Raw genomic sequence first — 20,856 nt, 5'->3', positions numbered from 1 at the left:
CGAGGCAAAAAAATGGAATTGCGAGACATGTTACAGATCCTGGCCAAGCAGGATGGCTCAGACCTCTATCTGTCGACCGGCGCGCCCCCCTGCGCCAAATTTAACGGCGGCCTGCGCCCCCTCAACGAAACGCCGCTGGAACCGGGTGAAGTGGCGCGGATCGCCGCCGAGATCATGGATGGCGAGCAGAAGCAGCAGTTCGAGAAGGAGTTGGAGATGAACCTCGCCATCTCCCTGCCCCAGATCGGCCGCTTTCGGGTCAACATCTTCAAGCAGCGCAACGAAGTCTCTCTGGTGGCGCGCAACATCAAGACCGACATCCCCCGCTTTGAAGATCTCAAACTCCCGCCTGTGCTGCTCGACACCATCATGGAGAAACGTGGCCTGGTGCTGTTTGTCGGCGGTACCGGCTCGGGCAAGTCCACCTCGCTCGCGGCCCTCATCGACCATCGCAACCGCAACAGCGGCGGCCACATCATCACCATCGAGGATCCGGTGGAGTTCGTGCATCGCCATCGCAAGAGCATCATCAACCAGCGGGAAGTGGGCGTGGATACCCGCAGCTTCCATGCGGCCCTGAAAAACACCCTGCGTCAGGCGCCAGATGTCATTCTTATCGGCGAGATCCGCGATCGCGAGACCATGGAGCATGCGCTGGCCTTCTCCGAAACCGGCCACCTTGCCATCTCCACCCTGCACGCCAACAATGCCAACCAGGCGCTGGATCGCATCATCAACTTCTTCCCGGAAGAGCGCCGCCCACAGCTGCTCAACGATCTGGGCAACAACCTCAAGGCCTTTGTCTCCCAGCGGCTGGTGAAAACCACCGATGGCGGCCGCCGGGCCGCAGTGGAGATCATGCTCGGCACCCACACTATCCGCGACATGATCAAGCGCGGCGAATTTGGCGGCCTCAAAGAGGTGATGGAAAAGTCAAAGGCCCTCGGCATGGTCACCTTCGACAGTGCCCTGTTTGATCTGGTAGTAGAAGGCGTAATCGACGAGGAGGAGGCCGTGAAAAACGCCGATTCGGCCAACAACCTGCGCCTCAAGATCAAGCTGTGGAAGGAGAAGGGACAGATAGCCAGCAGCAGTGATGCCACCGGCTGGAGTCTGGAGCCAACAAAGGATGAAAAGGACGATCTCTTCTGATCGCTCCCTCCCGTGCCTCAACAGGCACGGGGGCATTATCTCCCTCTCACACTTTCGCAAAGTGTCTTCCAGACCACTTAACACCAACGGCGAACGCGCTGGCAATACGCCACATACTCGTCACCAAAGCGGGCGCTTAGCAGCCGCTCCTCCGGCATGATCTGAAAGCGAGTTAACCAGGCCACCAGCACGATTGGCCCAACCCAGACCCACATCCCGCCGAGATAACAGCCCCAGGCGGCCAGCCAGCAGAGCAAGCCCAGATACATGGGATTGCGGCTGACACGATAGACGCCACAGGTCACCAGACGGCTGGTGTGCTGCGGTTTGGTGGGGCTGACCGTGGTCTGGTGGTGACGAAACCGTTGCAGGGCCCCAAAGCCCATGATGGCCCCCGCCACGACCAGCACAGCCATCAGTGTCATTGCCCAGATACCGGGCTGGCTCTCCCCTCTTAGCCACCACATGGCCCCTGCACAGAGCAGGAAGATCAGCGGTGGTGGCAAACGTAACTCAAGATTGACCATTTTATTCCCCTGACGAGTGTCGGCCGAACCCGTGTTGCGGTAGACTCCCAACCAGTCAGCGCCTGTTGAGAGTGACAAAGATCATAATAATAACAATAAGTTGTGGTTAAACCACCACCAATGTGGCCGACCCCGTCCAAACTATCCAACGCGAACAACAAAAAGGAATCACCATGCACAAGAAAACTCTGCTGGCTACCCTGATCTTCGGCCTGCTCGCGGGCCAAGCCGTTGCGGCTCCCTATCTGCCCCTTGCGACAGATCATCGCAACGGCCAGGAGCAAACCGCCAGCAACGCCTGGTTGGAAGTGGATCTGGGCGCCTTTGAGCACAATATCCAGACCCTCAAGGATCGTCTCGGTGACAAGGGCCCGCAGATCTGCGCCATCATGAAGGCCGACGCTTACGGTCATGGCATCGACCTGCTGGTCCCCTCCGTGGTCAAGGCCAATATCCCCTGCATCGGCATCGCCAGCAACGAAGAGGCGCGCGTCGCCCGCGAGAAGGGCTTTACCGGCCGTCTGATGCGGGTGCGTGCTGCCACCCCGGATGAAGTAGAGCAGGCCCTGCCCTACAAGATGGAGGAGCTGATCGGCAGTCTGGTGAGTGCCCAGGGTATCGCCGATATCGCCCAGCGCCACCACACCACCATTCCGGTGCATATCGCGCTCAACTCAGCCGGCATGAGCCGCAACGGCATCGACCTGCGCCTGGCCGATGCCAAGCAGGATGCGCTGGCCATGCTCAAGCTAAAGGGGATCACCCCGGTCGGCATCATGACCCACTTCCCGGTTGAGGAGAAAGAGGACGTCAAGATGGGACTGGCCCAGTTCAAACTGGACTCCCAGTGGCTGCTGGAAGCGGGCAAGCTGGATCGCAGCAAGATCACCATCCACGCCGCCAACTCCTTCGCCACCCTGGCTGTGCCGGACGCCTACTTCGACATGGTGCGCCCGGGCGGCCTGCTCTACGGTGACTCCATCCCCTCCCACACCGAATACAAGCGGGTGATGGCATTCAAGACCCAGGTCGCCTCGGTCAACCACTATGCAGCGGGTAACACCGTCGGTTATGACCGCACCTTTACTCTCAAGCGTGACTCCTGGCTCGCCAACCTGCCGCTGGGCTACTCCGATGGCTATCGCCGCGCCCTCAGCAACAAAGCCTATGTGCTGATCCAGGGTCAGAAGGTGCCGGTGGTCGGCAAGACTTCCATGAACACCATCATGGTGGATGTGACGGATCTGAAAGGGGTGAAACCCGGTGACGAGGTGGTGCTGTTTGGCCGTCAGGGTGAAGCCGAAGTGAAACAGGCGGATCTGGAGGAGTACAACGGCGCCCTGCTGGCGGACATGTACACCATCTGGGGCTACACCAACCCCAAGAAGATCAAACGCTGATCACGCGATATGAAAAAGGGCTCCCGCGGGAGCCCTTGTTGTTTGGTATTAAATGATGTTGCGTTTAAGCGGCCTTTTTTCGGGTCACAAACAGACTCAGCCCCATGGATGCCAGCAGGATCAACGCGACTACGCCCAGTGCTATGCCGGTCGGGATCTTGAAGATATCCAGCAGCAGCATCTTGACCCCGATAAACATCAGGATCAGCGCCAGACCGTATTTGAGCAGGGCGAAGCGATCAGCCACACCCGCCAGCAGGAAGTACATGGCACGCAGACCCATGATGGCGAAGATGTTGGAGGTCAGCACGATGAAGGGATCCGTGGTCACCGCGAAGATGGCCGGGATACTGTCCACCGCGAAGATGAGATCGCTCACCTCCACCAACACCAGAATGAGCAGCAGCGGGGTGGCATAGCGCACACCGTCACGCCAGACGAAGAACTTCTCCCCTTCCAGGGTCTCGGTCACCTTGAAACGACGGCGCATCCAGCCTAGCAGCGGATTGTTGGCCAAGTCCGGCTCCTTGTCGGCCGCCCACAGCATCTTGGCACCGGTCAGCAGCAGGAAGGCGCCGAACAGATAGAGGATCCAGTGGAACTGCTCGATGAGCCAGCTACCCGCGAACACCATACCGGCACGCATCACGATGGCACCCAGTACTCCATAGAGCAGCACCCGGCGCTGCAGCTCGGCCGGAATGGCAAAGTAACCGAACAGCATCAGCCAGACGAATACGTTGTCCACTGCCAGCGCTTTCTCGATGAGGTAGCCAGTGAGGAACTCCAGTCCCTTCTGGTTGGCAATCTCACGGCCCGCGCTGTGATCCAGCCAGAGCCAGATGGCCAGGTTGAAGAGCAGCGCCACGCTGACCCAGATGAGGGACCAGACACCCGCCTCTTTGAGGGACACCTTGTGTGACTTGCCGCCACCGACAAAGCGTATGTCTATCCATAACAGGACCAGCACTATGCTGAAGAAACCGGTCCACATCCACCATTCACCCATTTTCACTTCTCCCAAAAACGACAAAACCCACGACCGAGAGGCGTGGGTTTGCGTTTGGAGCAGATACACCTTGCCTCTCGGCAAGGTCTCACTTACAGCTGATTTGCATCGACTGCCCGGCTGCCGGGTGCACTGCAGGATATGGGTGCACCGTAATGACGACAAACCGGCGAGAAGTTACTCCCCTTGTTGCGCGGATAGTAGCAGCGGTAAAAGATAACGCCAAGAGGCATCTTCACTGCCGTCAAAAATAAATCGGGGCCCCATCAAGGAGCCCCGCAAGCAGGTTCAACACATCCCCATCAGAGCGGGTCGACCTTGAGGCAGGAGACCGCGTGATCGAAGTTCCCCTCCAGCACGGGGCGGGTCTTGGCGCACTCGGGGCCAGCCACCGGGCAGCGGGTGCGGAACACGCAACCGGACGGCGGATTCATCGGCGATGGCAAGTCCCCTTCCAGGATCTGGATCACCTTGTTGCGCTCCAGCTCAGGGTCCGGGATCGGCACAGCAGACATCAGCGCCTTGGTGTAGGGGTGCAGCGGATTGGCAAAGATCTCCTTGCGGGTCCCCAGCTCGACGGCGTTGCCCAGATACATCACCAGCACCCGGTCGGAGATATGCTTGACCACCGACAGGTCGTGGGCGATGAAGATAAGCGACAGCCCCATCTCCTTTTGCAGGGATTTGAGCAGGTTGACCACCTGCGCCTGAATGGATACGTCAAGCGCCGACACCGGCTCATCGCAGATGATCATCTTGGGCTCGAGGATCAGCGCCCGGGCGATACCGATCCGCTGGCACTGGCCGCCAGAAAACTCGTGCGGATAGCGGTTGACCAGGTTGGGCAACAGCCCCACCTTGCTCATCATGGCGCGTACCTTCTCCTTCACCTCTTCCCGCGGCAGGTTGGGGTAGAAGGTGATGAGCGGCTCGGCGATGATGTCGCCAATGGTCATGCGCGGGTTCAGAGAAGCCAGCGGGTCCTGGAAGATCATCTGGATCTCTTTGCGCTTCTCGCGCAGGGCATTCTGATCGAGCTTGGTGAGATCGTCACCCAGCCACACCACCTTGCCATCGGTGGCCGGTACCAGACCGATGATGGCGCGGGCAAAGGTGGACTTGCCGCAGCCGGACTCCCCCACCACACCGAGGGTTTCCCCTTCGTAGAGGCGCAGGGTAACACCATCGACCGCCTTCAAATCGGATGGCTTGGCCCATGGCCACGCCTTGCCACTCTTGATACTGAAGTGGACCTTGAGGTCAGACACTTCCAACAGCAATTTCTTATCGGCACCCATTTAGTTGGCCCCCTTGTTCATTGCATCCGAAACCCAGTGACAGGCTCGCTCCCGACCGTCGTTGAAGGGGGTCAGGATCGGTGACTGCTGGCCGCAAATCTCGCTGACCCGGTGGCAACGCTCCTGGAAGGGGCAACCGGTGGGCAGACGCAGCAGGTTGGGCGGATTGCCCGGGATGGTGGGCAGCACTTCCCCTTCGGTATCGAGACGAGGAATGGCGCGCAGCAAGCCTTCGGTGTAGGGGTGGCTCGGGCGATAGAAGATATCGTCTACCTTGCCGTACTCCATGGTACGACCGGCATACATCACCAGCACCTTGTTGCAGATACCGGCGACCACGCCAAGGTCATGGGTGATCATGATGATGGCGGTGTTGAACTCGCGCTTGAGCTCGTTCATCAGAGTCATGATCTGGGCCTGTACGGTCACGTCAAGTGCGGTGGTCGGCTCGTCGGCGATCAGCAGTTGCGGCCGGCAGAGCAGCGCCATGGCGATCATCACCCGCTGGCGCATGCCACCCGAGAACTCGTGGGGATACATGCCCATCCGCTTGCGTGCTTCGGGAATTTTCACCGCATCGAGCATCCGTACCGACTCTTCGAACGCTTCCGCCTTGCTGACGCCCTTATGCAACATCAGCACTTCCATCAGCTGATCCTGCACCTTCATGTAGGGGTTGAGCGAGGTCATGGGGTCCTGGAAGATCATGGCGATCTTCTCGGAACGGATCTTGTTGAGCTTGGACTCCGGCAGGTTGAGGATCTCCTCACCCTGAAACTTGGCGGAACCGGTAATAATGCCGTTTTTGGCCAGCAGCCCCATGATGGCAAAGGCCGTCTGGGATTTGCCGGAGCCGGACTCGCCGACGATCCCCAGGGTTTCACCCGCAGAGAGAGAAAAATTGAGGTCGTTGACCGCCACTACATTGCCGTCCGGGGTCTTGAACTCGACCCGCAGATCTTTCACATCCAGTAACTTCATATAAAAACTCCTTATCGATCTTTCGTGATGCTTTCCTGTCGATCCGATACTCGATTAACGATCTTTCGGATCGAGGGCGTCACGCAGACCATCCCCGAGGAAGTTGAAGCAAAACAGGGTCACCACCATAAAGCAGGCGGGGAACAGCAGTTGCCAGATGGCCACTTCCATCGACTTGGAGCCTTCATCCAGCAGGGCACCCCAGCTGGTCATCGGTTCCTGAACCCCAAGGCCCAGGAAACTCAGGAAGGATTCAAACATGATCATCCCCGGCACCAGCAAGGTGGCGTAAACGGCCACGATACCGAGTACGTTCGGTACGATGTGACGGGTGATGATCTTCCACTTGGAGACGCCACAGACGTGGGCCGCCTCGATAAACTCCTTGCTCTTGAGGCTGAGAGTCTGGCCGCGCACGATACGCGCCATGTCGAGCCAGCTCACCGCCCCGATAGCGATAAAGATGAGTGCCAGATTGCGGCCAAAGAAGGTGACCAGCATGATGACAAAGAACATGAAGGGGAAGGCGTTGAGGATCTCCAGTACCCGCATCATCAGGCTGTCGACCCGCCCGCCGATAAAGCCGGAGGCCGCGCCATACAGGGTGCCGATGATGACCGCCACCATGGCGCCCATGATGCCGACCATCAGGGAAATCCGGCCACCCAGCAGAGTGCGCACGAACAGATCGCGCCCCAGGCTGTCGGTACCGAAGTAGTGACCCGCTTCCATATCGGGCGGCGACTGCATGGCGCCCCAGTCCGGATCGTCAAAGGTGTATTGGGACAAATGGGGGCCAAAGATGACCGCCAGACCGATGATGGTCAGAATGATCAGGCTGGTCAGGGCCGCCTTGTTGCGCAGGAAACGGCGACGGGCATCCTTCCACAGGGAGCGTCCCTCCACCACTTCCACTTTTTGCGCGAACGCCTCGACGGCATCGCGTTTTTCAGTTGAAACAACCATGATGAACTCCCGAATTAGTAACGGATCTTGGGATCGATAAAGGCGTAGAGAATATCGACCACTGCGTTAAAGGTGATGGTGAGGGCGCCGACCAGAATGGTCAGACCGAGCACCATGGAGTAATCACGGTTAAGGGCACCGTTGACGAACAGCTGACCGATCCCCGGCAGGCCGAAGATGGTCTCGATCACCACGGAACCTGTGATGATGCCGACAAAGGCCGGGCCCAGATAGGAGACCACCGGCAGCATGGCCGGACGCAGCGCGTGTTTCAGGATGATGTGGCGCAGCGGCAAGCCCTTGGCACGGGCGGTACGGATGAAGTTGGAGTTCATGGTCTCGATCATGCTGCCCCGCATGATCCGCGAGATGGCGGAGATGTAGTACATCATCATGCCGAACACCGGCAGCACCATAAACTGGATGCCACCGCCCTGCCAGCCACCGGCAGGGAACCAGCCCAGATGAATACTGAAAAACAGCACCAGCAAGGGCGCCAGCACAAAGCCCGGGATCACCACCCCGGCCATAGCCGACGACATCAGCAGATAATCGATGATGGTGTTCTGTTTCAGTGCCGCTATGGTGCCGAAGGTGACCCCCAGCAACACGGCGAAGAAGAAGGCCGTGGTCCCGATCTTGGCGGATACAGGCAACGCCTGGCTCACCAGATCATTGACGGTGAAATCCTTGTATTTGAAAGAGGGACCCAAATCACCCTGCACCAGGTTGCCCAGGTAGGTGAGATATTGCATGCCAATGGGTTTGTCGAGCCCATATTTGGCCTCGATATTGGCCATCACTTCAGGGGGAAGTGAACGTTCGCTGGTAAAGGGGTTACCCGGGGCGAAACGCATCATGAAGAAAGAGACAGTGATCAAGACCAACAGAGTCGGGATCGCTTCCAATAGCCGTTTAAAAATGAATTTCAACATAGACATTTCCTGTCCTGTACTGCTTCCAAAGGGTCGCGATTGTAATAAAGGCCCGCCGTCCGGCGGGCCCTGCTTGTTATGCGACTTGTTGCTTTAAATCAGTGAGCAATGATGTACATATCTTTGCTGTAGAGGTTATCCAGCGGGTTGCTTGGGTAACCCCCAACATAAGCTTTGACCATCCGAGGTTGAACATATTGGTATATCGGGATGATCGGCATGTCCTTGGCCAGGATCTCTTCCGCCTGGACATAGAGCTTGTTGCGAGCGTCCGCATCAACCTGATCACGAGAGTCGGTCATCAACTTGTCAAACGCTGGATTGGAGTACTTGCCATCGTTGTTGCCGTGAGTGGTCTGCATCAGATCCAGCATGGATGAGGCTTCGTTGTAGTCGGCGCTCCAGCCGGCACGACCCACGTCAAACTGGCCCTGCTTCTTGGTTTCCAGGTAAGTTTTCCACTCCTGGTTCACTAAACTGACCTCTGCACCCAGTTTTTTCCACATGGAAGCAACGGCCACAGCCACTTTCTTGTGGTTGTCATCGGTGTTGTAGAGCAGCTCGAACTTCAACGGCTTGCTGGCATCGAAACCTGCCTCTTCAAGCAGCGCCTTGGCCTTGGCATCACGCTCGGCCTGGGTCATTTTTGACCACTCTGGGGCAACCGGTTTAAAACCATCGACATAGTCAGGCGTCAACCCATATGCGGGTTTTTGCCCTTGCCCCATGACTTTATCTGCAATCACGTCACGATTGACCGCATAAGAAAGAGCAGTTCGCACTCGCACGTCATCAAACGGCTTTTTCTTGATGTTGAACTGGTAGTAATAAGTAGAAACCAGACCTTCAACCTTCAAATCAGCCGGGTAATCTTTCTTGAGTTGCTTGAAACGTTCGATAGGCACGTTCCATGTCATATCAATTTCACCAGCCAAGAAGCGATTTAGCTCCGCGTTGGTGGACTGGATCGGAAGATAGGTAACCTTGTTGATCACCGTTTTCGCATCATTCCAGTAGTTTTTATTACGCTCCAAGCCAATTCGCTCATTAACAACCCACTCCTTCAATACGTAGGCACCATTACCTACCATATTGCCCGGCTGGGTCCATTTTTCACCATACTTCTCGATGACCTTCTTCGGTACCGGGTAGGTGGTGGTGTGAGAGAGCATGGTTACGAAATAAGGGATAGCCTTCTCGAGCTGCACTTCGAAGGTGTAGTCGTCGGTCGCCTTCACGCCCAGCGTATCAGCCGGCTTCTTGCCAGCAATGATCTCTGTAGCATTGGCAATAGTTGGCATCTCCAGATACCAGGAGTAAGGAGAGGCTGTCTTGGGGTCAACTGCACGCTGGAAGGCATATACAAAATCATGTGCGGTGACAGGTTCACCGTTGGACCACTTGGCATCTTTGCGCAGGTGGAAGACGTAGTGCTTGTTATCCTTGGTTTCCCAAGACTCTGCGACACCAGGAACAACTTCCCCTTTCGAACCGGATGTCACGAGACCTTCAAAGAGGTCGCGCAAAATTGCAGACTCAGGCGTTCCTTCAACTTTCTGTGGGTCCAAGGTCGCAGGCTCGGAACCGTTGCCTTTTACCAGTTGCTGGACTTCAGCCAGCTTGGTTCCCGCCGGGACATCGGCAGCCTGAGCCACATTGACGCCACCAAACAGTGCAGCCACCAGCAATGTGTTAATAATTGTTTTTTTATGAGTCATTTCCCTACTCCAACAAGAACATTCCATGCGTTTTTTAAAGTGACGGGGTTAAAACCCGCTCCCAGCATAATTCCCTGCCAATTCCGATAATGCAACAGATATTGTCAGGGTAATCGTCATTTTCTGGTCAAAAAACCAGCTGGCATGCGCTTTTTCAGTATTAAAACACCAGCAAAGCGCTCATTTTTCACACAAACGACCGATTCTAGAAAAGACCGTGCAAAAAGCAACCAATAAAAAGCCGGTCACGAGGACCGGCTTTCATAAAGCGGAGCTGGCTCACATCAGGCTGGGGAAAACCCCCTTGATGCCGGCCACCATGATCTCGATACCCAGCGACATCATGATAAGACCCATGATACGGGTCACCACGTTGATACCGGTGTTGCCCATGATCTTGAACAGCAGCGGGGCGGCGCGGAAGATGAGCCAGGAGCAGAAAGAGAAGACCACGACAACCACTGACATGCCGAGCAGCTGCTGCCAGTGGCTCTGGCTGGCATAGACAATCACCGAGGAGATAGCACCGGGGCCCGCCATCAGCGGCAGCGCCAACGGCACCACGGCGATAGACTCGCGCACCGCCAGTTCGCCCTTTTCCTGTTTGTTGTGCTTCACCTCGCCCAGCTTGCCCTGCAGCATCGACCAAGCAATCAGGGTAATCAGCGACCCACCGGCGATCCGGAACGATGCCAGCGAGATGCCAAACCCATCGAGGATCAGCTGCCCCATATACATGGAGACCAGCAGGATCACCATCACCGCGATATTGGCGGTGGTATTGGTTTTCATCCGCTCGGCCTGGGTATGGTGGCTGGTCAGGCTGACAAACACCGGCAACAAACCAAGCGGATTGATAATTGCGAACAAACCGACAAAAAACTTCAGATACAACGAGACGTCAATTGCTGCCATAGGCGCCTTCCAATAGAGTTTCGGGCCCAGCGGGCCAGTCCATTAATTTCGTGCGTAAATTTACATCATAGCCAGAGCGGGCACCAATCAAATAATCTCACCATTTTGAGGGTTTTTTAGTTAGTTCATCTAATGCATCCGCGCTAACTGGCATAAACCGATGCCAAAAGCCCTTTCTACCGCCCGACACGCGTTAGAAAAGTGAGCGCAAGCCTGCTTAATCATGACCAGAGAGTCCGACGGTGACTGACCGAATGACCAAGCGACTCGAGAGGATCCAGGCTTTGCCTTCCCACTATTTCAGGCCAGACATTACTTCATTGACTCGGCAAGAGAGCCACAATGCAAAAACCGGGAAAGGGGGCAGAAATAGCCCCCTTGGGGAATAAAGCGGATTAGTCATGGATTAAAACAACAATCATTTTTGCAACAAACGCTGGAATAAAGTGCGTTTGTCGGTGATTTTGAAACCAATTCACTCATATTTGCTAACCTATACCGCCAAAATAGCTCTGTAATACTATGGCCTAGTGCAATTAACCACTTGATAAATGTGGTTTATTGCTCTGCATTAACAAGTCTCTCACCTTTCCCTTTGATGCACATTCCGATAACATCAGTCAAACAAGGATTGTGAAATAAAATTTCTTTTGTTCTTTTGTTACACATGATCCAGATCAAGTTTTTCTGAGTCAGCCCCGCTCTATAATCGACTCAGAAAGCGATTTAGTAAGGCATGTGAAAAAGCTGTTGCAACGATACCGTCTTGACAGGGCGACTATAATTGCCGGGCATTGCCAACGTCTTACTAAACAGTTTTCAAATAATCAGGAGATAAACATGGCAGTAACCAATTTGGCTGAACTGGATGCACTGGTCGCCCGCGTTAAGGAAGCCCAGCGTGAATTCGCCAGCTTCTCTCAAGAGCAGGTAGACAAGATCTTCCGTGCCGCCGCCCTGGCCGCCAACAACGCCCGTATCCCCCTGGCCCAGATGGCCGTGGAAGAATCCGGTATGGGTATCATCGAAGACAAGGTTATCAAGAACCACTTCGCCTCCGAATACATCTACAACAAGTACAAAGACGAGAAGACCTGCGGCATTCTGAGCGAAGATGATCAGATGGGTACCATCACCATCGCCGAGCCGGTAGGTATCATCTGTGGTATCGTTCCGACCACCAACCCGACCTCTACTGCGATCTTCAAATCCATGATCGCGCTCAAGACCCGCAACGCCATTATCTTCTCCCCGCACCCCCGCGCCAAAAACTCCACCAATACCGCAGCCAAGCTGGTACTGGATGCAGCTGTTGCCGCTGGTGCACCGAAAGACATCATCGGCTGGATCGACCAACCGTCCGTTGAGCTCTCTAACGCCCTGATGAAGCACGAAGACATCAACCTGATCCTGGCCACCGGTGGCCCGGGCATGGTGAAAGCAGCCTACTCTTCCGGTAAGCCTGCGATCGGTGTAGGTGCTGGTAACGTGCCTATCGTTATCGACGAAACCGCCGACGTGAAGCGTGCCGTTGCCTCCATCCTGATGTCCAAGACTTTCGATAACGGCGTGGTCTGTGCTTCCGAGCAGGCGGTCATCGTTGTTGATGCCATCTACGACCAGGTTAAAGAGCGCTTTGCATCCCACAAGGGCCATGTGCTCTCCAAAGAAGATGCTGACAAGGTACGTAAAGTCATCCTGATCAACGGTGCCCTGAACGCCAACATCGTTGGCCAGCCAGCCACCAAGATTGCCGAGATGGCAGGCGTGACTGTACCGGCTGATACCAAGATCCTGATCGGTGAAGGCGTCAAGCTGTGTGCAGAAGATGAGTTTGCTCACGAGAAATTGTCCCCGCTGCTCGGTATGTTCCGTGCAAGCAGCTTCGAAAACGCCGTTGATATGGCCTGTGACATGGTCAACATCGGTGGTATCGGCCACACCTCAGGTCTGTACACCGACCAGGACCGCAACGCTGACCGCATCAAGTACTTCGGCGACAAGATGAAGACCGCGCGTATCCTGATCAACACTCCGTCTACCCAAGGCGGTATCGGTGACCTGTACAACTTCGCAATGGCTCCGTCCCTGACCCTGGGTTGCGGCTCCTGGAGCGGTAACTCCATCTCCGAAAACGTGGGTCCGAAGCACCTGATCAACAAGAAGACAGTCGCAAAACGGGCAGAAAACATGCTGTGGCACAAACTTCCGAAATCCATCTACTTCCGTCGTGGTTCCCTGCCGATCGCTCTGAGCGACCTGGAAGGTAAAAAGCGTGCCATGGTCGTGACCGACCGCTTCCTGTTCAACAACGGCTACGCCGATGAACTGGTCAGCCTGCTGAAAGCACAGAATATGGAAGTGGAAGTGTTCTACGAAGTAGAAGCTGACCCGACCTTGGCTGTGGTTCGCAAGGGTGCCGAGATGGCCAACTCCTTCAAACCGGACGTTATCCTGGCGCTGGGCGGTGGTTCACCGATGGATGCTGCCAAGATCATGTGGGTGATGTACGAGCACCCGAACACTGCGTTCGAAGATCTGGCCATGCGCTTCATGGATATCCGCAAGCGTATCTACAAGTTCCCGAAAATGGGCGTGAAGGCCGAACTGGTCTGTATCACCACCACTTCCGGTACCGGCTCTGAAGTCACTCCGTTTGCAGTAGTAACCGATGAAGTGTCTGGTCAGAAGTATCCGCTGGCTGACTACGAGCTGACCCCGAACATGGCCATCGTTGATGCCAACCTGGTCATGGGTATGCCGAAGTCCCTGTGTGCCTTCGGTGGTATCGATGCCGTGACTCACGCCATGGAAGCCTATGTTTCCGTACTGGCTAACGAGTACTCCGACGGCCAGGCGCTGCAAGCCCTGAAAATGCTGAAAGAGTACCTGCCGTCCAGCTACCAGAACGGTGCCAACGACCCGATCGCTCGTGAGAAGGTGCACAATGCTGCCACCATCGCCGGTATCTCGTTCGCCAACGCCTTCCTGGGTGTGTGCCACTCCATGGCTCACAAACTGGGTGCCGAGTTCCACATTCCGCACGGTCTGGCTAACGCCCTGCTGATCAGCAACGTCATCCGCTACAACGCGAACGACAACCCGACCAAGCAGACTGCGTTCTCCCAGTACGACCGTCCGCAGGCTCGTCGTCGTTACGCCGAAGTCGCTGACCACCTGGGTCTGACTGCTGCCGGTGACCGCACCGCCGCCAAGATCGAGAAGCTGCTGACTTGGCTGGACGAGCTGAAGGCGACCTTGGGTATCCCGGCCTCTATCCGCGAAGCTGGCGTGACTGAAGCTGACTTCCTGGCCAAGGTTGACCAGCTGGCTATCGAAGCTTTCGATGACCAGTGCACCGGCGCCAACCCGCGCTACCCGCTGATCAGCGAGCTGAAGCAGGTTCTGCTGGACTCCTACTACGGTCGTCCGTTCACCGAAGCCGCTCCGGTAACTGCTGCCCCGGTTGAAGCCAAGGTTGAAGGCAAGAAGAAATCCAAGGCCTGATAACCAGTCCTGAGATAACAAGCCCGCGCACTGCGCGGGCTTTTTTTATCTGCCACTTATCACAGAGCTCCTCACTCCAGCCGATTGCGGTAGTGCAGCGCCTAACTTCCCAACCAACCAACCAACCAACTCGCCCCAGCCAATCCGCTATCAACATCCCAACCTGTCACTCTGTATTGATGGGCACCTGTGATAACAAGAGCACGCCCCATCACCTCCTATCCCCTACCCCCAACGAATTACCCTGACGGCAGATGTGAGCAGTCAACGCCATCTCAAGAGCTAAAGGTGTGATAAACAAGATAAGCAGAGCCTCGCTAACGCAACGCAGCAGAACTGCCGACTGGCGTACGTGCAGGGCCAACCGACTGGCATGAATAGAGCAATGATAATGCGCAGAGAAAGCGGGAAAGACTGTCAGTGAAGAGAGTTGCAGCACCAGTTGCGCAACCGACACATCAGCAGTTGCCACGATGCAAAGATAAAAAAATGGCAGCCATCAGGCTGCCATCGGGAGAGCACAATTCAGCGATCAGAGGGTCGCAGCGACTTCATCGGAGATGGAGCCGTTATGGTAAACCTCTTGCACGTCGTCCAGATCTTCCAGCATGTCGATCAGACGCATCAGCTTGGGTGCAGTCTCTGCATCCAGCTCCGCTTCGGTGGAGGGGATCATGGTCACTTCGGCGCTCTGGGCCTTGAAGCCGGCAGCTTCCAGACCATCCAGCACGGTACCGAAGTCGTTCGGGGTGGTGTACACCTCGATGGTGCCATCCTCTTCGGTGACCACGTCATCGGCGCCCGCTTCCAGCGCGGCATCCATCAGGGCATCTTCGTCTACGCCCACGAAAGTCAGCAGACCTTTCTTGCTGAACAGATAGGCAACGGAGCCGTCGGTGCCCAGGTTGCCACCGCACTTGCTGAAGGCGTGACGCACTTCGGCTACGGTACGGTTACGGTTATCGGTCAGGCACTCTACCATCACGGCAGAGCCAGCCGGGCCGTAACCTTCGTATACGATGGTCTCGAGCTGTTCGCCATCGCCACCACCGGCGCCACGCTGAATGGCACGGTTGATGGTGTCGCGGGTCATGTTGTTGGTCAGGGCGGCAGTCACCGCAGCACGCAGACGCGGGTTGTTGGCCGGATCGGCATCACCCAGACGCGCGGAGGTAGTGATTTCGCGGATCAGTTTGGTGAAGATCTTGCCACGCTTGGCGTCCTGAGCGGCCTTGCGGTGTTTGATGTTGGCCCATTTACTGTGACCTGCCATAGAGACTCTCCGTTATTTTTTAAATGTCAGTAACACTGATCATGACTAACCCAAGGGAAACACAGAGGCCGCACGGCGGCGGCCTCCGGTGCCGGTATCGGCTTACTCGTCGCCCTTGACGGTGGTTGCAATCGCCAGCTCACCCAGTTGGGCGGCGTTGGCAAGGCTGGGGGCGTCTGTCATCAGACAGGCGGCCGCGGTCGTTTTCGGGAAGGCGATGACATCCCGAATGTTTTCGGTGCCGGTCAGCAGCATGCTGAGACGGTCCAGACCGAAGGCCAGACCGGCGTGCGGCGGGGTGCCGTACTTCAGCGCATCCAGCAGGAAGCCGAATTTCAGGCGCTGCTCGGCCGGGGTGATACCCAGGATATCGAACACGGTGGATTGCATCTCGCTGTTGTGGATACGGACAGAGCCGCCACCCACTTCGTAGCCGTTGATCACCATGTCGTAGGCGTTGGCGTAAGCACCAACAGGGTTGGCTTTCAGCTCGGCCGGGCTCATGTTGCTCGGCGCGGTGAACGGGTGGTGCATGGCGGCCAGACCACCTTCACCATCTTCCTCGAACATCGGGAAGTCGATGACCCACAGCGGTTTCCAGCTGTTCTCCAGCAGGCCCAGATCGCGACCCACTTTCAGACGCAGGGCACCCATGGCATCGCAGACCACTTTCTTGCTGTCAGCGCCAAAGAAGATGATGTCGCCGTCGGCTGCGCCGGTACGAGCCAGGATCTCGCGCACGATGGCGTCAGAGAGGAACTTGGCAACCGGAGACTGCACGCCTTCGATACCATTGGCGGCTTCGTTGACCTTCATCCAGGCCAGGCCCTTGGCACCGTAGATGCCGACAAACTTGGTGTATTCGTCGATCTGCTTGCGAGAGAGCTCGGCACCGCCCGGGACTTTCAGGGCAGCCACACGGCCTTTCGGATCGTTGGCGGGGCCCGCGAACACGGCGAACTCGACAGCAGTCAGCAGATCAGCCACATCAACCAGCTCCATTGGCAGACGCAGGTCCGGCTTGTCGGAGCCGTAGCGACGCATGGCTTCGTCAAAGGTCATGATCGGGAAGTCGCCCAGATCCACGTTCAGGATGTGCAGCCACAGTTTGCGGATCATCTCTTCCATCACTTCACGCACCTGCGGCGCGGTCATGAAGGAGGTCTCCACGTCGATCTGGGTGAATTCCGGCTGGCGGTCGGCACGCAGGTCTTCGTCACGGAAGCACTTGACGATCTGGTAGTAGCGATCGAAGCCGGACATCATCAGCAACTGCTTAAACAGCTGGGGTGATTGCGGCAGAGCGTAGAACTTGCCCTTGTGCACGCGGCTCGGCACCAGATAGTCACGGGCACCTTCCGGGGTGGCCTTGGTCAGCATCGGGGTCTCGATATCGAGGAAGCCGTGCTCGTCCATGAAGCGGCGTACGAAGGCGCTGGCCTTGGCACGGGTCTTCAGGTACTTGGCCATCTCGGGACGACGCAGATCCAGGTAGCGATACTTGAGGCTGATCTCTTCGCTGTTGACCTGATTGAAGTCCAGCGGCAGCGGCTCGGCACGGTTGATGATGTTGAGCTCGTGGGCGAACACTTCGATGGCGCCAGTGGCCATATCGCTGTTGCGCTGGGACTCGGGACGGGTGCGCACCACGCCGGTCACCTGGATGCAGAACTCGCCGCGCAGCTCGGAGGCCAGGGCGAACGCATCCGGCTTGTCCGGATCGAAGAACACCTGAACGATCCCTTCCCGGTCGCGCATATCGATAAAGATCAGACCGCCGAGATCACGACGACGATGAACCCAACCGCACAATGTAATGGTCTGCCCAGCATGGGCCTCATTGACCTGTCCGCAATAGATAGAGCGCATGGACTTCTTCCTTCGAAATTGTAGAGAGACGGTTAACCTTGGGCCGCCGGGCACGACTGGCAAGCACCGTCTGTCTCACAGCTGGCCAGATTCTTTTTCTTACCCGGTTTGAAATCAGTCTCGTACCATCCGGTTCCCTTGAGCCGGAAGCCTGCCGCCGATATCAGCTTGACCAGATTCGGCTTGCTACAGGCCGGACAGTCGGTCAGGGGGGCATCGGAAAGCTTTTGCAGTTTTGCCAATTCATGGCCACAGACGTCGCAACGATATTCGTAGATAGGCATGGGTCACAAGAAATTGAAAAACAAAAGGGCTGGCATTATAGAGGAAAACCCCCTTTTGGGTAAAATGGCCAGCAGCCTCCTTTCGCCAGTTTTTTGCACTCGATGGCAAAAAGCGGGCAAAAAATCGGCACGAATGCACCAAGAGCGAAGAGAATAGCCATCATGAGCCTCTATTTGGGCCTGCCACAGTGGTCCCACCCCAGCTGGCCCGGCCAGTTGCTGGGCCTTGGCGCCAAGCCTGCCGAACACCTCGCCCACTACGCCACCGTGTTCAATTCGGTGGAGGGCAATACCACCTTCTACGCCCTGCCGACCCCCGATACGGTACAGCGCTGGGCCGATGCGGTGCCCGATCACTTTCGTTTCAACTTCAAGTTTCCGCAAACCATCAGCCACCAGAGCGATCTGGTGAGCGCAGACAAACAGGTTGCCGACTTTATTCGCCTGCTCGCCCCGCTGCACGACAAGCTGGGGCTGCTCACCCTGCAGCTGCCCGCCCGTTTCGGGCCAGAGGGGCTGGCCAGACTGGCGGCCTTTATCGAGCGGCTGCCACGGGCGTTTTGCTACGCCCTCGAGGTGCGTCACCCCGACTTTTTCGCCAAGGGGGAGGCCGAGCGGGCCTTGAACCGGCTGCTGATGGAACAGGGAGTGAACCGGGTGATGCTCGACAGCCGGCCACTCTTCTCGGTGCCAGCAACCACGCCAGCCCTTGTCGATGCCCAAGGCAAGAAGCCACGCCTGCCGGTACATCTGCTGGCCACCGCCAACGCCCCCATGGTGCGCTTTATCGGCCTGCCGGATCCGGCGGCCAATCACCCCTTCCTGCCCAGCTGGCTCCCCCACTGGCGCCAGTGGCTTTCCGAGGGCAAGGATCTCTACCTCTATATACATACTGCCGACAACGCCCAGGCACCTGAGCTGGCCCGCCAGATCACCCGCTTGCTGGAGCAGGAGATGGCCCCCTGGCCAGGGGAAAACGATCGCGCACGGCAGGGAGTGCTGCGCTTTTAGCCAACCCATTCTGCGGCCATCGTTTCGCTGCAAAAAAAGTGCTTTTTTGTGGCGTGGCAAGCCCTGGCGTCAAGACAAACGGCCATCAATCCTCTACACTACCGCCCCAAGTAAGGGTCCGGAACATGGCCCGTACGAACAGGACAGGTCCAAAGGATTTCACGACCAGCCACCCCGTTCGTAAACAGGTGATAAATCTACTCTGATGGGTGTCACCCAACGACTCAATTGAACAATACAGCCGGGTGATGTCCCGACTGTCAGGTTGCGCCAGCATGCATACCAAAGATCAAATTTTTGCCGCCCCGATCGCCCGATTGGGAGACTTCTGTTTTGACGAACAGGTCGTCGACGTTTTTCCCGATATGATCCAGCGCTCGGTGCCGGGTTACAGCAACATCATCTCTGCCATCGGCATGATGGCCGCCCGCTACGCCCAACCCGAGAGCCGACTCTATGATCTCGGCTGCTCACTGGGCGCCGCGACCCAGGCGATGCGTCGCCATGTCAGCCAGCCCGGCTGCCGCATCACCGCGGTGGATCTCTCCCATCCGATGATTGAGCGTGCCCGCGCCCACCTCTCCGGTTTCAAATCCGAGGTGCCGGTGGAGCTGGTAGAGGCGGATATCTGCGACATCGAGATCGAGAACGCCTCCGTGGTGGTGCTCAATTTCACCCTGCAATTTGTCGAGCCAGAGAAACGGGCCGCCCTGATCCAGCGCATTCACGATGGGCTGCGCCCGGGCGGGATCCTGATCCTGAGCGAAAAGTTCCGCTTCGAAGATGAACCGGTCAACGAGCTGCTCATCGATCTGCACCTCGACTTCAAGCGTGCCAATGGCTACAGCGAGCTGGAGATCAGCCAGAAACGCACCGCCCTTGAGAACGTGATGCGCACCGACAGCCTGCCGGTGCATCAGGCTCGCCTACGGGACGCCGGTTTCGTCCATCAGGATCTCTGGTTCCAGTGCTTTAACTTCGGCTCCATGATTGCCATCAAATCCAGCGACGCCCAGCCATGATCGACTTTGCCAATTTCTATCAACTGATTGCCAAAAACCGGCTGAGCCACTGGCTGCATACCCTGCCCGCCCAGCTGCACGCCTGGCAACATGACAACCAGCATGGCGACCTGCCGCGCTGGAACCGCGCCCTCAACAAGCTACCGGTGGTCTCCCCCGGCAACATCGAGCTGAAAAGCCGGGTCGAGATTGGCTCGGCCGAGAGCCTTGGCGAAGGTGAACGCAAGAAGGTCGAGAGCCTGCTGCGCCACTTCATGCCCTGGCGCAAGGGGCCGTTCACGGTGCACGGTATCCATATCGACACCGAGTGGCGCTCGGACTGGAAGTGGGATCGGGTGCTGCCCCATATCAGCCCGCTCGAAGGGCGTTACGTGCTGGATGTGGGTTGCGGCAGCGGTTACCACCTCTGGCGCATGGTGGGTGAAGGGGCCAAGCTGGCGGTCGGCATCGACCCTAGCCCGCTGTTCCTCTGCCAGTTCGAGGCCATTCGCCACTTCGCGGGCAATGATCAGCGCGCCCACCTGTTGCCGCTCGGTATTCAGGAGCTGCCGGAGCTGCGTGCCTTTGACACCGTCTTCTCCATGGGGGTGCTCTATCACCGCAAATCCCCCATCGAGCACATCGAGCAGCTGCGCAATCAATTGAAAGATGATGGCGAGCTGGTGCTGGAGACGCTAGTGATTGATGGCGGGGTCAACGACGTGCTGATACCCACCGATCGTTACGGCAAGATGCGCAACGTCTGGTTTATTCCCTCAAGCCGCGCCCTCAAGCTGTGGGTCGAGCGCTGCGGCTTCACCGACGTGCGGATAGTAGACGAGAATATGACCAGCACCGACGAACAGCGTCGTACCGACTGGATGATTAATGAATCCCTGAGTGACTATCTGGATCCAGACAATCCGGCACTCACGGTAGAAGGACACCCGGCGCCGAAACGTGCCGTACTGATTGCCCGCAAGGCCAAAGACTAGCCGATGGCGATTCAG

General features: G+C 57.1%; 17 protein-coding genes. 6 read left to right on the top strand and 11 right to left on the bottom strand.

Going from position 1 to position 20,856, the window contains the following annotated elements; translation table 11 throughout:
• Nucleotides 1-12 precede the first annotated feature (12 nt).
• Entirely contained in the window at nucleotides 13-1,152 is a 1,140-nt protein-coding gene (gene tapW, locus G5229_RS04925; protein ID WP_421208712.1) for a type IVa pilus ATPase TapW, read from the top strand.
• A 77-nt stretch (nucleotides 1,153-1,229) separates the two neighbouring features.
• Here tapW and G5229_RS04920 read toward each other — a convergent pair whose 3' ends face one another.
• Nucleotides 1,230-1,679, bottom strand: coding sequence for a methyltransferase family protein (locus tag G5229_RS04920; protein ID WP_421208710.1), 450 nt, complete (start codon nucleotides 1,677-1,679; stop codon nucleotides 1,230-1,232).
• Nucleotides 1,680-1,852: 173 nt separating this feature from the next.
• Between G5229_RS04920 and alr the strand changes: the two genes are divergently transcribed.
• Nucleotides 1,853-3,079 (top strand): alanine racemase, encoded by a 1,227-nt coding sequence (alr, locus tag G5229_RS04915; protein ID WP_042056513.1) that lies wholly within the window; start codon nucleotides 1,853-1,855, stop codon nucleotides 3,077-3,079.
• A gap of 64 nt (nucleotides 3,080-3,143) precedes the next feature.
• On the opposite strand, the gene G5229_RS04910 is transcribed toward alr, so the two are convergent.
• The 7 genes from G5229_RS04910 to G5229_RS04880 all read right to left on the bottom strand — a co-directional run bounded on the left by G5229_RS04910 (nucleotide 3,144) and on the right by G5229_RS04880 (nucleotide 10,901).
• Nucleotides 3,144-4,088 (bottom strand): TerC family protein, encoded by a 945-nt coding sequence (locus tag G5229_RS04910; protein WP_005337664.1) that lies wholly within the window; start codon nucleotides 4,086-4,088, stop codon nucleotides 3,144-3,146.
• A 302-nt stretch (nucleotides 4,089-4,390) separates the two neighbouring features.
• Complete coding sequence (oppF, locus tag G5229_RS04905) at nucleotides 4,391-5,386, bottom strand: murein tripeptide/oligopeptide ABC transporter ATP binding protein OppF (protein ID WP_005337666.1); 996 nt, start codon at nucleotides 5,384-5,386, stop codon at nucleotides 4,391-4,393.
• Nucleotides 5,387-6,367, bottom strand: a complete 981-nt coding sequence (locus G5229_RS04900) for an ABC transporter ATP-binding protein (RefSeq protein WP_005337668.1) — start codon at nucleotides 6,365-6,367, stop codon at nucleotides 5,387-5,389.
• Between the two features lie 54 nt (nucleotides 6,368-6,421).
• Complete coding sequence (oppC, locus tag G5229_RS04895; RefSeq protein ID WP_005337670.1) at nucleotides 6,422-7,333, bottom strand: oligopeptide ABC transporter permease OppC; 912 nt, start codon at nucleotides 7,331-7,333, stop codon at nucleotides 6,422-6,424.
• Between the two features lie 14 nt (nucleotides 7,334-7,347).
• Nucleotides 7,348-8,268 carry an oligopeptide ABC transporter permease OppB gene (gene oppB / locus G5229_RS04890; RefSeq protein WP_069555437.1) on the bottom strand — a complete coding sequence of 307 codons (921 nt, stop codon included), beginning with the start codon at nucleotides 8,266-8,268 and terminating at the stop codon, nucleotides 7,348-7,350.
• 98 nt (nucleotides 8,269-8,366) lie between these two features.
• A complete protein-coding gene (locus G5229_RS04885; RefSeq protein WP_421208708.1) occupies nucleotides 8,367-9,986 on the bottom strand; it encodes an ABC transporter substrate-binding protein in 1,620 nt (539 codons plus the stop codon).
• A gap of 279 nt (nucleotides 9,987-10,265) precedes the next feature.
• Complete coding sequence (locus G5229_RS04880) at nucleotides 10,266-10,901, bottom strand: YchE family NAAT transporter (protein ID WP_005337678.1); 636 nt, start codon at nucleotides 10,899-10,901, stop codon at nucleotides 10,266-10,268.
• Nucleotides 10,902-11,741: 840 nt separating this feature from the next.
• Here G5229_RS04880 and adhE point away from each other — a divergent pair.
• On the top strand, nucleotides 11,742-14,408 hold the full coding sequence (adhE, locus tag G5229_RS04875) for a bifunctional acetaldehyde-CoA/alcohol dehydrogenase (protein WP_421208706.1): 2,667 nt from the start codon (nucleotides 11,742-11,744) through the stop codon (nucleotides 14,406-14,408).
• Between the two features lie 532 nt (nucleotides 14,409-14,940).
• Here adhE and G5229_RS04870 read toward each other — a convergent pair.
• The 3 genes from G5229_RS04870 to G5229_RS04860 all read right to left on the bottom strand — a co-directional run bounded on the left by G5229_RS04870 (nucleotide 14,941) and on the right by G5229_RS04860 (nucleotide 17,834).
• On the bottom strand, nucleotides 14,941-15,681 hold the full coding sequence (locus G5229_RS04870; protein ID WP_005337681.1) for a YebC/PmpR family DNA-binding transcriptional regulator: 741 nt from the start codon (nucleotides 15,679-15,681) through the stop codon (nucleotides 14,941-14,943).
• Between the two features lie 102 nt (nucleotides 15,682-15,783).
• Nucleotides 15,784-17,550, bottom strand: coding sequence for an aspartate--tRNA ligase (gene aspS, locus G5229_RS04865; protein ID WP_005337684.1), 1,767 nt, complete (start codon nucleotides 17,548-17,550; stop codon nucleotides 15,784-15,786).
• 32 nt (nucleotides 17,551-17,582) lie between these two features.
• Nucleotides 17,583-17,834, bottom strand: a complete 252-nt coding sequence (locus G5229_RS04860; RefSeq protein WP_005337686.1) for an FmdB family zinc ribbon protein — start codon at nucleotides 17,832-17,834, stop codon at nucleotides 17,583-17,585.
• A 162-nt stretch (nucleotides 17,835-17,996) separates the two neighbouring features.
• Between G5229_RS04860 and G5229_RS04855 the strand changes: the two genes are divergently transcribed.
• The 3 genes from G5229_RS04855 (at nucleotide 17,997) to cmoB (ending at nucleotide 20,841) form a co-directional block, all read left to right on the top strand.
• On the top strand, nucleotides 17,997-18,845 hold the full coding sequence (locus G5229_RS04855; protein ID WP_421205259.1) for a DUF72 domain-containing protein: 849 nt from the start codon (nucleotides 17,997-17,999) through the stop codon (nucleotides 18,843-18,845).
• Between the two features lie 275 nt (nucleotides 18,846-19,120).
• The gene (gene cmoA / locus G5229_RS04850; protein ID WP_005353159.1) at nucleotides 19,121-19,867 is read left to right on the top strand and encodes a carboxy-S-adenosyl-L-methionine synthase CmoA; all 747 of its coding nucleotides are present in this window, start codon (nucleotides 19,121-19,123) and stop codon (nucleotides 19,865-19,867) included.
• Complete coding sequence (cmoB, locus tag G5229_RS04845) at nucleotides 19,864-20,841, top strand: tRNA 5-methoxyuridine(34)/uridine 5-oxyacetic acid(34) synthase CmoB (protein ID WP_421205262.1); 978 nt, start codon at nucleotides 19,864-19,866, stop codon at nucleotides 20,839-20,841. Before cmoA ends, cmoB begins: the two co-directional genes overlap by 4 nt.
• The last annotated feature ends 15 nt before the right edge of the window (nucleotides 20,842-20,856 follow it).

It is taken from the genome of Aeromonas sp. 602396, from assembly GCF_049173735.1.
Taxonomy (GTDB): domain Bacteria; phylum Pseudomonadota; class Gammaproteobacteria; order Enterobacterales; family Aeromonadaceae; genus Aeromonas; species Aeromonas veronii_A.
The sequence above is the reverse complement of the archived record's forward strand: the minus strand, read 5'-3'. Positions and strand labels throughout refer to the sequence as shown.

What these genes read in the sequence shown, in the direction of transcription:
- oppB (WP_069555437.1), bottom strand. Translation starts at nt 8,268, where the DNA reads ATGTTGAAATTCATTTTTAAACGGCTATTGGAAGCGATCCCGACTCTG.
- G5229_RS04855 (WP_421205259.1), top strand. Translation starts at nt 17,997, where the DNA reads ATGAGCCTCTATTTGGGCCTGCCACAGTGGTCCCACCCCAGCTGGCCC.
- alr (WP_042056513.1), top strand. Translation starts at nt 1,853, where the DNA reads ATGCACAAGAAAACTCTGCTGGCTACCCTGATCTTCGGCCTGCTCGCG.
- oppC (WP_005337670.1), bottom strand. Translation starts at nt 7,333, where the DNA reads ATGGTTGTTTCAACTGAAAAACGCGATGCCGTCGAGGCGTTCGCGCAA.
- G5229_RS04870 (WP_005337681.1), bottom strand. Translation starts at nt 15,681, where the DNA reads ATGGCAGGTCACAGTAAATGGGCCAACATCAAACACCGCAAGGCCGCT.
- G5229_RS04860 (WP_005337686.1), bottom strand. Translation starts at nt 17,834, where the DNA reads ATGCCTATCTACGAATATCGTTGCGACGTCTGTGGCCATGAATTGGCA.
- aspS (WP_005337684.1), bottom strand. Translation starts at nt 17,550, where the DNA reads ATGCGCTCTATCTATTGCGGACAGGTCAATGAGGCCCATGCTGGGCAG.
- G5229_RS04880 (WP_005337678.1), bottom strand. Translation starts at nt 10,901, where the DNA reads ATGGCAGCAATTGACGTCTCGTTGTATCTGAAGTTTTTTGTCGGTTTG.
- G5229_RS04920 (WP_421208710.1), bottom strand. Translation starts at nt 1,679, where the DNA reads ATGGTCAATCTTGAGTTACGTTTGCCACCACCGCTGATCTTCCTGCTC.
- cmoA (WP_005353159.1), top strand. Translation starts at nt 19,121, where the DNA reads ATGCATACCAAAGATCAAATTTTTGCCGCCCCGATCGCCCGATTGGGA.
- G5229_RS04885 (WP_421208708.1), bottom strand. Translation starts at nt 9,986, where the DNA reads ATGACTCATAAAAAAACAATTATTAACACATTGCTGGTGGCTGCACTG.
- cmoB (WP_421205262.1), top strand. Translation starts at nt 19,864, where the DNA reads ATGATCGACTTTGCCAATTTCTATCAACTGATTGCCAAAAACCGGCTG.
- tapW (WP_421208712.1), top strand. Translation starts at nt 13, where the DNA reads ATGGAATTGCGAGACATGTTACAGATCCTGGCCAAGCAGGATGGCTCA.
- oppF (WP_005337666.1), bottom strand. Translation starts at nt 5,386, where the DNA reads ATGGGTGCCGATAAGAAATTGCTGTTGGAAGTGTCTGACCTCAAGGTC.
- adhE (WP_421208706.1), top strand. Translation starts at nt 11,742, where the DNA reads ATGGCAGTAACCAATTTGGCTGAACTGGATGCACTGGTCGCCCGCGTT.
- G5229_RS04900 (WP_005337668.1), bottom strand. Translation starts at nt 6,367, where the DNA reads ATGAAGTTACTGGATGTGAAAGATCTGCGGGTCGAGTTCAAGACCCCG.
- G5229_RS04910 (WP_005337664.1), bottom strand. Translation starts at nt 4,088, where the DNA reads ATGGGTGAATGGTGGATGTGGACCGGTTTCTTCAGCATAGTGCTGGTC.